This window comes from Rhodococcus sp. MS13, from assembly GCF_013277835.1.
GTDB classification, from domain to species: Bacteria; Actinomycetota; Actinomycetes; order Mycobacteriales; family Mycobacteriaceae; genus Rhodococcus_F; species Rhodococcus_F erythropolis.
Genome location: NZ_VBTL01000007.1, coordinates 361,308 through 373,043, shown reverse-complemented (window position 1 = coordinate 373,043; position 11,736 = coordinate 361,308). Strand labels below are relative to the sequence as shown.

The 11,736-nt window shown below is 63.5% G+C and carries 12 protein-coding genes; 9 read left to right on the top strand and 3 right to left on the bottom strand.

Going from position 1 to position 11,736, the window contains the following annotated elements; all coding sequences use genetic code 11:
* Window positions 1-4: 4 nt before the first annotated feature.
* On the bottom strand, window positions 5-772 hold the full coding sequence (locus tag FEZ59_RS15790) for a TSUP family transporter (RefSeq protein ID WP_080910376.1): 768 nt from the start codon (window positions 770-772) through the stop codon (window positions 5-7).
* A 74-nt stretch (window positions 773-846) separates the two neighbouring features.
* Here FEZ59_RS15790 and FEZ59_RS15785 point away from each other — a divergent pair, with 74 nt between their 5' ends.
* Together FEZ59_RS15785 and FEZ59_RS15780 are read left to right on the top strand one after the other, a co-directional pair.
* Window positions 847-1,974 (top strand): sensor histidine kinase, encoded by a 1,128-nt coding sequence (locus FEZ59_RS15785; RefSeq protein ID WP_020969643.1) that lies wholly within the window; start codon window positions 847-849, stop codon window positions 1,972-1,974.
* 57 nt (window positions 1,975-2,031) lie between these two features.
* On the top strand, window positions 2,032-2,691 hold the full coding sequence (locus FEZ59_RS15780) for a response regulator transcription factor (protein ID WP_003945024.1): 660 nt from the start codon (window positions 2,032-2,034) through the stop codon (window positions 2,689-2,691).
* 37 nt (window positions 2,692-2,728) lie between these two features.
* Here the strand turns inward: FEZ59_RS15780 and FEZ59_RS15775 are convergent, their stop codons facing one another.
* Window positions 2,729-3,388, bottom strand: a complete 660-nt coding sequence (locus FEZ59_RS15775) for a hypothetical protein (protein WP_172932865.1) — start codon at window positions 3,386-3,388, stop codon at window positions 2,729-2,731.
* Between the two features lie 250 nt (window positions 3,389-3,638).
* On the opposite strand from FEZ59_RS15775, the gene FEZ59_RS15770 reads away from it, so the two are divergent.
* From FEZ59_RS15770 to FEZ59_RS15745, 6 genes are all read left to right on the top strand, one after another.
* Window positions 3,639-4,199 (top strand): FxsA family protein, encoded by a 561-nt coding sequence (locus FEZ59_RS15770; protein ID WP_003944915.1) that lies wholly within the window; start codon window positions 3,639-3,641, stop codon window positions 4,197-4,199.
* A gap of 12 nt (window positions 4,200-4,211) precedes the next feature.
* Window positions 4,212-5,846 carry an amidohydrolase family protein gene (locus tag FEZ59_RS15765; RefSeq protein WP_172932864.1) on the top strand — a complete coding sequence of 545 codons (1,635 nt, stop codon included), beginning with the start codon at window positions 4,212-4,214 and terminating at the stop codon, window positions 5,844-5,846.
* Between the two features lie 37 nt (window positions 5,847-5,883).
* Window positions 5,884-7,452, top strand: coding sequence for an apolipoprotein N-acyltransferase (lnt, locus tag FEZ59_RS15760; protein WP_172932893.1), 1,569 nt, complete (start codon window positions 5,884-5,886; stop codon window positions 7,450-7,452).
* Window positions 7,453-7,544: 92 nt separating this feature from the next.
* Window positions 7,545-8,390, top strand: a complete 846-nt coding sequence (locus FEZ59_RS15755) for a hypothetical protein (protein WP_019748476.1) — start codon at window positions 7,545-7,547, stop codon at window positions 8,388-8,390.
* 136 nt (window positions 8,391-8,526) lie between these two features.
* A complete protein-coding gene (locus FEZ59_RS15750; RefSeq protein WP_228118220.1) occupies window positions 8,527-9,180 on the top strand; it encodes a hypothetical protein in 654 nt (217 codons plus the stop codon).
* A complete protein-coding gene (locus tag FEZ59_RS15745) occupies window positions 9,177-10,355 on the top strand; it encodes a PrsW family glutamic-type intramembrane protease (protein WP_172932863.1) in 1,179 nt (392 codons plus the stop codon). The genes FEZ59_RS15750 and FEZ59_RS15745 overlap by 4 nt, the downstream gene beginning before the upstream one ends.
* Window positions 10,356-10,782: 427 nt before the next feature.
* On the opposite strand, the gene FEZ59_RS15740 is transcribed toward FEZ59_RS15745, so the two are convergent.
* Window positions 10,783-11,121, bottom strand: a complete 339-nt coding sequence (locus FEZ59_RS15740; RefSeq protein ID WP_019748472.1) for an RNA polymerase-binding protein RbpA — start codon at window positions 11,119-11,121, stop codon at window positions 10,783-10,785.
* Between the two features lie 189 nt (window positions 11,122-11,310).
* On the opposite strand from FEZ59_RS15740, the gene FEZ59_RS15735 reads away from it, so the two are divergent.
* On the top strand, window positions 11,311-11,667 hold the full coding sequence (locus FEZ59_RS15735; protein ID WP_020907776.1) for a hypothetical protein: 357 nt from the start codon (window positions 11,311-11,313) through the stop codon (window positions 11,665-11,667).
* Window positions 11,668-11,736 lie beyond the last annotated feature (69 nt).

The window sequence follows — 11,736 nt, the reverse complement described above, 5'->3', positions numbered from 1 at the left end:
GATCTCAACCGAACTGCTGCCATCCGAGGCGAATCACCATGGCGATCACGACCACCAACAGCGTGATCCGGACGAATCCGGATCCCTTGCTCAGCGCCATCCGCGAACCGATGACCGCGCCGAGAACGTTGCACACCGCCATCGCCAAACCCAAACTCCACCAGACATGCCCGGTGACGGCGAAGTAGGCGAGCGCGCCGAAATTGGAACCGAGATTGATCACCTTCGCCATGGCTGCGCTTCGAACGAATTCGGTTCCGAGGAAGGTGGCGAAGCTGATGATGAGGAAAGTGCCGGTGCCGGGGCCGAGCAGACCGTCGTAAAGCCCGATGAGTCCGGCGGAGAGCAGCAAGACGAGGACGGTCTTGCGCTGCGTCGGACGATGAGTGGCGATCGTGGTGCCCAGCGTCGGCCGCATTGTCACGAAGACGGCGACAGCGACGAGTACGACCATCACGATCGGAATGAAGTACTTCTTGTCGATCAGTGAAACGGCCGCCGCCCCGCACGCGGACGTCACCGCTGCCAAGGCGGCTGCCGGCGCCATCTGCCGCCATTGCATCGGGATTCGACGCGAGAACGTGTACACCGCAGCACTCGTCCCGGTGAATGCCGTCAGTTTGTTGGTGGCCAGTGCGGCCTGCGGGGTCAATTGCGGGGCGACCAGAAAGAGTGCGGGCAACAGAATCAATCCGCCGCCGCCGACGACGGCGTCCACCCAACCCGCCGCCGTTGCTGCCGTCATCAGCAGTCCCCAATCAGCAATATCCACGGCGGTGACTCTTTCACAGCTGTGACACTCTTGATCACATGCGGAGGTTCAGCCTGTGGCTGCGAGGAAAGCCGATGATCGCGGACAGCGCGCTGGCGCTCGTGTTCTTCGCGCTCGAGGTAGTCACGTTCGTCAGTTCGCCGCGTGAGGAGCGGTGGCCTCAGCTCGTCGTCGGATTTCTGATCTGCCTTCCCGTCGTGTGGCGTCGCAAATATCCGCGTGTGTCCGCTGCGTCCATATTGTCGATGTCGTACTTCGCGACCCTGATGATGTGGGCGACCGGGGATCCGGCTGCGGAACATCCAGGCCTGCTGGCGCTCGGAGTTTCGCTCTACACACTCGTTGCGTACGTCGATCGGCGTACCGGGGCGATATTCGCGTGCTTCCTTGCCCTGGACATGACTTTCTCGTTGCTCGTCATCCGCCAAGACGTGATCCTGACGATCATCATCGCGACGCTGCTCTATGCGCTGGCCTGGATCACCGCCGAGTTCTTGAGCGCGCGACGTGCCTACGACGAGGAAGTGGCCGCCAGACTCGAAGTGGCCGAATACGAACGAGACCGCCGCGCCGAGGATGCGGTGGCGACGGAAAGAACCCGGATCGCCCGCGAACTCCACGACGTCGTTGCCCACGCGGTCAGCGTGATGATCGTTCAAGCGGACGGCGCCTCGTATGCCGTCGATTCCAATCCGGCGTTGGCGAAGAAGGCGCTCGGCAACATCTCCAGCACCGGACGTGATGCGCTTGCCGAGCTTCGCCGGACCGTCTCGCTTCTGCGCACCGAGGTCAGTAGCGATTTGATGCCGCAACACGGAACGGCCGGCATTGCCAAGGTCGTCGAGATGATGCGTGCCGCCGGTCTCGGCGTGCGCCTCGAGCTGACCGGCGAGCTCGACGACGTCAGTCCATCGGTCAGCCTTGGCATTCATCGCCTCGTTCAGGAATCACTGACCAATGTCCTCCGCCACGCCGGCGCGAACCCGAAGGCCCGAGTCACCGTGCGCCGCACCGAGACCGCGGTACTGCTCGAGGTCGTCGACAACGGAACGTCGAGCTCGACCTTCGCTCACGGTTCGGGCAACGGACTGGTCGGCATGCGTGAGCGGGTGGCGGTACTGCACGGGACGCTCGAGACGGGACGACGCCCCGACGGCAGTTGGCGTGTGTACGCAGAGTTGCCGCTCGAGATCCACGATTGATACCGGCTCGCCGCAATCGCATTGGCACCGACGTCTCAGGCCCGATAGGTTTACGCCGTGCCCATCACCGTGCTGCTAGTCGACGACCAGGAACTCATGCGGATGGGCCTGAACATGGTGCTCGAAGCACATGAGGACATCTCGGTGATCGGTGAGGCCGGTGACGGAGCCGCGGCGGTCGCAGCGGCGGTGGCGCTGAAGCCTGACGTCGTGTTGATGGATGTGCGGATGCCGATTGTCGACGGTGTGAAAGCGACGGAGCAGATTCTTGCCTCCGGGATCGAATCCAGGGTCCTGGTCATGACGACGTTCGACCTGGACGAACACGCGCTCGGCGCCCTGCGTGCCGGAGCGAGTGGGTTTCTTCTCAAAGACACCCCGCCCGAGGACCTCGTGTCGGCTATCCGCAGCGTGGCGGCCGGTGATGCGGTTGTTTCCCCGAAGGTGACACGTCGTCTGCTGTCGAGGTTCATCGTGGACGGTCCGGCGCCGCGACGCGATCCGGTGGTTCTCGACGTCCTGACCGAACGCGAACGCGAAGTCCTCGGGCACGTGGCCACGGGACTGTCGAACATCGAGATCGCACAGCAGCTGTACCTGTCCGAATCGACGATCAAGTCGCACGTCGGACGCATTCTGACCAAACTCGATCTGCGTGATCGTGTGCAGGCGGTGGTGCTGGCCTACGAGACCGGACTGGTGACTCCGGGCGCGTAGGCCAGCCGCCTGTCAGGCAGCGAGCGTTTCGCTCTGCTCAGGCATCAAAAGCGCCCACTGTTGGCAGCACGATGCAGGTCTTCCCGTCTGCGTAATCGACATTGCCGAAGAGAGCGGCAAACACCTTGCCGTCGCCGGTGTCGACGACCTTCGAGAGCAACGGCGTATCGAGTACGGGCAACTTCTCGTCCAACGGGACGATGCCACCCTTGAAGGTGCCGACGTTGATCCAGGCAACACTCAACCCTGAGGTCTTGGGTATGCCGACGTAACCCGGGATTGCCTGGAACCGGAGATGGTCGGCCTCGACCCACGGCGGCAACGGGAAGTTCGGACCGGCCTGTGCGGAGCTGAGGGTGACGGTGACAGGTTCACCGGCCACGCCACACCCGACCGTCGGTGCGGGGTACATGAACGACTGCGGCTTGGTGACGCCGATGTCCGGGAGATCGAGGGCGGTCGTGATCTGATCAGCGCCTGCCGTGCCGATCAACTGCTGAACAGTAGCAGAGGCTTCGGGGGAGATGGCTGCGGCCTGCGCGATCAGCGCGGCAATTCCTTCGGGTACTACCGGTTCTGCGGCCGCGGTTCCCGCGCTGATCATCGTGCTGCCGGCCGTGAGTGCCACGACGGCGGCAGTGCCGGCGATGGCAGCGGGAATGCGTCGGGCGAGTGTCTTGCCGGGGAGTCGGCTCATGTCGGGCTCCTTCATTTCATGAGGCCGGGAAAGGCGGCCCGAAGTGACTTGACCATGCGCATAGTCTCAACGTCAACTTGAGGTTTAGAATCGTTAGCGGAGCGTTAGTTAACGCCAGGCAAGTCGCACGTGCGCGAGAGAAGGCCCGCGTGACTCACGGCACTCGCCTGTTTTGCACCTCTGCGTCGTTGTCGGGAGAAAATCCGGCCCCTCGAGCGTTGAACGGATAGACCGTCTGAAAGGGGACGTCATGATCGCCGCCGTATTCCTCCTCTACGTGATCGTCGAGATCGCCGCATTGGTCATCGTGGGCAACGCCATCGGTGTCGCCTGGACAGTGCTGCTGTTTCTCGCCGGTTCGCTTGTCGGATTGATCCTCATGCGTTCGCAGTGGCGACGAGTCATGGACGGATTCCGCAAGGCAACGAGGGGTGAGGGATCGCCGTCACTGGCGGTCGCCGACGGCGCCTTGGTCGCGGCGGGCTCCGCGTTGATGTTCGTACCCGGACTCGTGACTTCCGTTCTGGGCCTTCTGCTTCTGATTCCGCCGACCCGGTGGGCGCTCCGCCCGCTTGCGGTGCTCCTGGCAGGCAAGCGCGCAGCAGCATTTGCCGCCGGTGGTGACGCCTTCGCCGGAACCGTCGGCTACGCGGCGCGCATGCGCGGAAACGGCGAGGTGATCGACGGCGAGATCATCGTCGAGACACCCGAAACCACCGAGTACGTAGCAAGCAACGGCAAGGAACTGGTCCTCGAGGGTGAGATTCTGGACACGGATACACCCACCCGTTCGCGGGGGCCGCAGTACTAACAGGCAGACTGGGTGCTCGTGACTACTCGTCTGCTGGTCAACGGCCGGATCTACAGTTCATTTGCACCTGACGCGACCTCGATCGCCATCACCGACGGCACCGTCGTGTGGGTCGGCGACGAGCGCGCCGGACGGGCGTTGCACCCCGCCGCGGAGATCGAAGACCTGGGCGGTGGGTTTGTCACTCCCGGGTTCGTCGACACCCACGTCCACATCACTGCATTGGGACTCAATCTCGTCGGTCTGGATCTCGTGGGCGCGAACTCACTGGACGAATGCCTCTCGCGAGTACGAACATTCGCAGCGGCAAACCCCGAAACTGCCCATCCCGACGCAGTCATCTGGGGACACGGTTGGGACGACACCGAGTGGGCAGATCAGACGCCGCCCTCGACCGCGGATCTCGACGCGGCTGCCCCTGGCCGCAAGGTGTATCTCTCGCGGATCGACGTTCACTCGGCCGCGTGCTCGAGCGCATTGCGCGACGGGATCTCCGGCCTCGCCGACACTGCCGGATACTCGGCCGACGGCCCGCTGACCTTCGACGCACACCACCTGGCGCGCAATGCGACTCGGAACCTGCTGACCGAATCTCAGCGCGCGTCTGCTCGTACCGCGGCGCTCGATCTGTGCGCCTCCCGCGGGATCGTCGCAGTGCACGAGTGCGGCGGACCGGACATCTCGGGACTGACCGATTTCCAGGAACTACTGGCCCACGACCACGGAGTGGAGGTTCGGGGTTACTGGGGTGAGCGCGTCGACACCGAAGAGGATGCTCGCGCACTCCTCGACAAAACCGGAGCAGACGGACTCGGCGGAGATCTCTTCATCGACGGTTCGCTCGGTTCGCATACCGCGTGGCTGCTCGAACCCTATGCAGACCAACCTGATTCGACGGGCAACGCCTATCTCGACGTCGACGCGATCGCCGCACACATCCGGGCCTGCACCCTCGCGGGTGTCCAGGCCGGCTTCCATGCCATCGGCGACGGTGCCGTCTCGTCGGCAGCGGCCGCGTTCCGCAAGGTCGCCGACGAACTGGGTGGCCCCAAGGTCGCCGCGTTGGGTCACCGCCTCGAGCACGCGGAAATGATGTCGATGGCCGACGCGGAAACCTTCGCGGCCTTGGGTGTCATCGCGAGCGTCCAACCGGTGTTCGACGCACTGTGGGGCGGTACCGACGGTCTGTACGCCACGCGCCTGGGAGTCGACCGCGCAGCAGCGTTGAATCCGTTTGCACCTGCTGCCGGTAAGGGTGTCTCGCTCGCATTCAGCTCCGATGCCCCGGTCACCCCCATCGAGCCGTGGGCGATGCTGCGCGCCGCTGTCCAGCACCGCACCGACGGAAGTGGAATCTCACCGCGTGCGGCCTTCTCCGCCGCAACGCGCGGCGCCTGGCGCGCGGGCGGAGTGCGGGACGGCGCCGCGGGAACGCTCAATCCGGGTGCACCCGCCTCCTACGTGTTGTGGGCGGCAGGCGAACTCGAAGTCAGTGCACCGGCCGATTCGGTTCAGCGATGGTCTACCGATCCGCGCTCGCGAGTACCCGCTCTGCCCAGGCTGGCGGAAGATGCGCCGATTCCGGTCTGCATCAAGTCGGTGCATCGCGGACGCGTCGTCTACCAGCGCGGCTCGACGAGTGAGTGAGGCCGGCGCAGAGGCGCCCAGCAGTGATCGCTCCCGCGTGAGCGCTGTGCTCACCGGTTCGGCATGGCTACGTTCGCTGTACGCAGCCACAGGCGGATTCTTGATCTTCGCCGGGTTCCCACCTCGTCCGCTGTGGTTTCTGGCGCCAGTCGGGATCGCTCTTCTGACGTGCGTGTTGACGAACTTCGGTCGAGGCGGATTGCGTCTTCGTGCCGGCTTCGGTTACGGGTACCTGGCCGGTCTCGGATTCCTGGTGCCGTTGCTTCCGTGGATCGGTGTGTTCGTGGGCGCGGTCCCGTGGATCGCGTTGGCCGCGGTGGAGTCGTTGTTCATCGGACTGTTCGGGTTGCTGGCGGTACTGGTGGCGAGGTTGCCTTGGGCACCTTTGTGGATTGCCGCGACCTGGACGCTTACCGAGTGGCTTCGTTCCAGCGTCCCTTTCGGCGGATTTCCTTGGGGCAGGCTCGCATTCGGTCAATCCGAAGGATGGCTCCTCCCACTCGCGAGTATCGGCGGTGCGCCGCTGCTCAGCTTCGCGGTGGCCCTGACCGGTACCGGCTTGGCAGCAGTCGTCGTCGTTGTCGCGGCAAAACGATGGGACCGAGGATTCTTCGGAGCCGTTGCCGCCGCCATCGTGCCCGTGATCGTTGCTCTCGTGGTGTCGCCGTTTCTTGCCACCATGGATTCCGGCGACCGAACGATCACCGTCGCCGCGATCCAGGGCAGCGTTCCGCGGTTGGGCTTGGACTTCAACTCGCAACGCAAGCAGGTCCTCGACAACCACGTCACCGAAACTGTGAAACTGGCAGCCGAGGTGGACGCGGGCCGCGTCGATCAGCCTGACGTCGTGATCTGGCCGGAAAATGCCTCTGACATCGACCCACTGCGAAACGCCGATGCCGCGGCCGACATCACCCGAGCCTCCGAAGCGATCGGAGCCCCGATTCTTGTCGGCACCGTACTCGTGAATGCCGATCGTACGACCACCAATTCAGTGATCGTGTGGGACGGCGCCAATGGTCCTCAGGAACAGCACGACAAGAAGATCATCCAGCCGTTCGGTGAATACCTGCCATACCGAAGCTTCTTCCGGAACTTCTCCTCGTACGCCGATCGTGCGGGCAATTTCGTGCCCGGCGAGGGCAACGGCGTTGTCCACGCAGCGGGTGTACCGATCGGCGTCGCGACTTGTTACGAGGTTGCGTTCGACCGGGCGTTCCAGGAATCGGTGCGCAATGGTGCGCAGCTGCTGGCAGTACCGACCAACAACGCCACCTTCGGGGACACCGAGATGACGTATCAGCAGCTGGCAATGTCCCGTGTGCGGGCAGTCGAGCACGGCCGTGCCGTCGTTGTGGCCGCAACCAGTGGTGTCAGCGCAATCATCGCTCCCGACGGGGCAGTGACGTCGCAGACCGACCTGTTCGTGCCGGCGGCACTTGTGGCGAAGGTGCCGCTCTCGACCAGCTCCACCCTCGCTACCCGAGTAGGTCCGGCGCCGGAGATCGTGCTCAGCATCATCGCGGTCGGTGCGATTGCCATGGCGCTGGTAGCCCGGCGCCGAGATCGGGCCGAGCAATCACCAGAGGAGACTGCGGCAATCTGACCCGAGCAACGGATATCGGGCTGCCGATGTTCCGAGGGGCGCCTATGCGGGTACTCGCTGTGCCACCCGTTCCTGCGTAAAGGCGGCCTCCTGTGACCGAGCCAGACAAGACCGAGCCAGACAAGGCCCAGCCTGAGAAGACCGAGCCCCAGACTGCAGTTCGCAAGACCAGTGTCGTCGACGCGGTGCTGCAGTCACCGCTCGCGGGGCTGTCACCGTGGATCCTGCTGTCCTTGCTCTCCGGGCCGGGAAGGTTCGAGGAATCCGCGGCCGCCGCGCTCGGGTTGTCGCTGCTGATCTTGGCGGCCAGTCACCGGCGCGGCGGCACGGTGAAGCTGTTGGAGGTCTTCGACGTCGTGTTCTTCGGCGTTCTGGCGGCCATCGGCCTCCTCGCGTCGGCGAACACGATTCGGTGGTTCGAACTCTGGGGAGGCGAACTGACCAACATCGCGCTGGTGGTCTTTGCCTTCGGATCGATCCTGCTCCGCAATCCTTTCACTTTGCAGTACGCGAAAGAGTCGACGCCTGAAGAGTATTGGACGACGCCACTGTTTCTGCGCATCAACTACGTCATCACCGCAGTGTGGGCGCTCGCCTTCACATGGTCGGCCGCAGTGGGCTTGTTCGGAGACGCACTGCTGCACGACGGAGACAACTTCTGGACCGGATGGATTCTGCAGTTGCTCGGAACCTTCTTCGCGATCTCCTTCACCGAGTGGTACCCCGAGTATGCGCCGAACAAGGCCGCTCAGGCTCAGGGCCTCGAAACCGAACCACCGCAGTCGATTTTCAGGCTGTTCGACTTTTTGCCGGTGTTCGTAGCCGTGACCGGCATCGCGGGGTTGGTGACCGACTCCGTTTCCGTGACCGCAGGCGTCACGTTGATTCTGGTCGGCGTGTTCGGACATCTGGCGATGCGACGGTTCACCGTCGACTAGGAGCTCTCGGTGATCTCGCGCCGACGGGAACTTGGTGCACGATCGTCTCGATGACCGGCAGGTGCCGGCTGATGCACGGAATTTGTCCGTTTCTGCGATAGTCAGTGCACCTGCCGTGCAATGGAAACGAGGGAAATTGAGCGTTATTTCGAGTACTGCACACAAGCACGAGCCCATACACGGACGACGTCCACCAGCGGATCACCGCTTCCTCGGACTCGACACACGCGTCTTCCCACACGCCCTCGCGATCTTGGGGGTGTGGATGCTCTGGACCGTGATCGTGCCCGCCATCGATTCCGCTGTCTCCTCCGAAGATCCAACCGGCGCCGGAGACCGAATGGCCGTGACCGAAACGGTCTCCTTCGCCGCACCTGCGGGCTGGAATGTCGAGAGTGGTTTCCGAACCGACCAACATGGCGCGTCCGATTCGCTCCCACGTGTGACGTTGACCGGCGGCACCGTCACCGTGAGCGTCGACGCCGACACATTCAGTGGAACTGCCGACGAGCTCCTCTCCCAAACAGATGCCGTGAGTCTTGCGACGAACGGCAGTTCCGTGCTTGCGGTCTCCGGTACACGCCAGCCGATCAGCACCGACGGGGGTCTGAGCGGCGTCCAGGTCAGCTTTGACACTCCGCGGTCCGCCGGATCGGTGACCACATTCGTCGCCGACGGCGAGGGAATTCGGGTACAGGTAGTCGGCCCACCCGATCAGATCGCCGCCCGCAGTCGAGAAATCACCGACATGATCGCCTCCATCGGCACACATGAGGGAGACACCAAGTGAGCAGCGATCTCCTCGAAACCCGCTCCCGCGCATTCGATACGACGGCCTGGGGCGAGAAATTTCACTTCTTCCAACCACGCAACGTCGTGTTCTGGATATACCTGTGGATGTGCGGATTCGGCCTCGTCAAAGGCTGGCAGATGTTCGCCCCCTTCGCCGGATACTTCGGGCGCGCACTCCTCGTTGCCGGCATCGTCGGCATCATCAGCGCCGCGGTCTGGACATGGTGGTTCCGGCACATCGACCGCTACGAACGCCAACCCGTAGGACTAGTGGTCACCGGCTTCATCTGGGGCGCCACCGCAGCAACGTTCACTATCGCAGTACCCGCGAACGGAGCAGTCGGCTCGCTCTACACGAAGATTTTCGGGCAGGTATGGGCTCAGGACTGGCATGCGGGCCTCTCTGCACCGTTCGTGGAGGAAACCGCCAAAGGCATCGGCATCGTCGTCCTCCTCGCGCTTGCACCGCGACTGGTGCGCACCGCAACCGACGGCCTGCTACTCGGCGCTTTCATCGGCTTGGGATTCCAGACCAGCGAAGACTTTCTGTACTCGATTGCCGGCGCGACGCAGGGCTTCGGCGCCCACCAAACCGACGGCCTGATCGGTTCCATCGCCACCCGCACCTACTCCGACATCGTCTCTCATCCCCTCTTTACAGCCCTTTTCTGCGCCGGCGTGATCTATCTGATCGGCACCCCGGCCCAGCCCCGGCGGATCGGACGCGGATTGGCGTTGATCGTGGCACCCATCCTGATCCACGGCGTGTGGGATTCGATGCTCGCGATCGCCGGCGGCAGCAGTTCGCTCGTGTTCGTCATCATGATCGGCGACATCGTCTTCGCTTTCACTGCCTTGTGGATCGCGTTCGTCTGGGCGCACCCACGTGAATCCCACTTCGTCCGTGACATTCTCGCCCCGGAAATCGAGTCCGGCGTCCTGACCGACGCCGAGGTGACAGCCGCCGGCGGATGGCGACAACAACGCACTTACGCGAAAGCCGCACCCACTCGCACCGAACGTCGCCAACGACGACATATCGTTCGTGCCGCGCTGGATCTGTGCAGCGACCTTGCTGTCAGCAAGGGCGACGACAGCTCCCAGGTCGTCGAATCACGCAACGAAATCACCCGCCTCCGCCAAGGAACCGCGGCACAGAGCATCGCTCAGTGACCGCGAAGTAGCGGAAGTACCGTTCAGCACCGTAAGTCATTTACCCACACCCCAGTCGGCCGGGTTGTTTGCCAACGTCACTTGGCAAGCAACCCGGCCGAGTGACTGGGCTACCAGTTCACGATCGGCGTGAGTGGGGTACCGAAGTTTGGTGTGTCGCGGGGTGGGGGATACAGCTCACACTGGTGCACGAAGCAGTGCCGATGGTTCTCCAGCGCGAATCGCGAATCCGCGCACTGTCGGCTCGCGAGTGCGCCTGGATGCTGAATGACGTTGTCCTGAAGTGCCTTTGAGGACCGCGAAGCATCCTGAAGTTGCCACGTCGAAGAAGGGCCGAAGTATGACGTCGACTTGTGAACGATCACTCCCCGTAGAACGAGAAAGACCGCCCGGTGTAGAACCGGACGGTCTTGATCGAAGTGCTAGTTCATGCGCCGCGACGCTTGGCCTTCAGCAAATCGAGACGCTCTTTGAGGAGCTCTTCGAGTTCCTCGACCGAGCGACGCTCGAGCAGCATGTCCCAGTGGGTGCGGGGAGGCTTGACCTTCTTGGCTTCGGGGGCAGTTCCCTCCATGAGGGCGCCTTCGAGGCCGTTGCGGCACAACCAGGTGCCGGGGATCTCGGCTTCGTCCGCGAACGGGATGTCGAAGATCTCGCCGTTCTCGCACTTGTACTTGGCCATACGACGGGGCGCGAGGTCATGGTCACGGTCGGTCTCGTAGCTCACAGCTCCGAGACGGCTACCTCGAAGTACGCGATCTGCCATGGTGGTGTCCTCTCTTCGTTCGTCACCGCTGGTGGGCGCCCTGACTTGGGGAGTAGACGCTCACACTCATCTACAACGCCACGAGCACCCGATTGGTTCCCGTGTGGCGAGAAGACGCAACCTCTCCATCTTACCGGGTACCGCGCGCGTTCATCGAAGGCGTCCGAATCTCGAGTACAGTGTCGACTCATGGCTGAGAGCACACGCGTCGGATCACCGCAGACTGCGCGTTCCGGAAACCCGTGTGTGTGGTGCGGCCGCGAGGTCGCGGTGACGGGAGTGGGTCGTCGTCGCCGGTACTGCAGCCAGTCTTGTCGCCAGCGCGCGTACGAGCAGCGCAATGCCGTCAAGGGCACGACGATCCCGGCTGACGCCGTCATCTTGACCGCCGTCGAGGCCGTCGAACTGGTGGATCGGATGTTCGAGGTTCGCTGCGCCGCCGAAGATGTGGCGACTGCTGTTGCCGAGGGAGCCGAAAGCTCGGAACTCGCACAGTTGTGTGAACGGTTGACCGAACTTGCCCGTGAAGCCGAACGTTTCCGGTGAAGCAGGTGTGGGCAACCGGTTTCTAGCCTTGCGTTGAGCACCGCAGCACTGCGGTGCGCCTGACGCCTG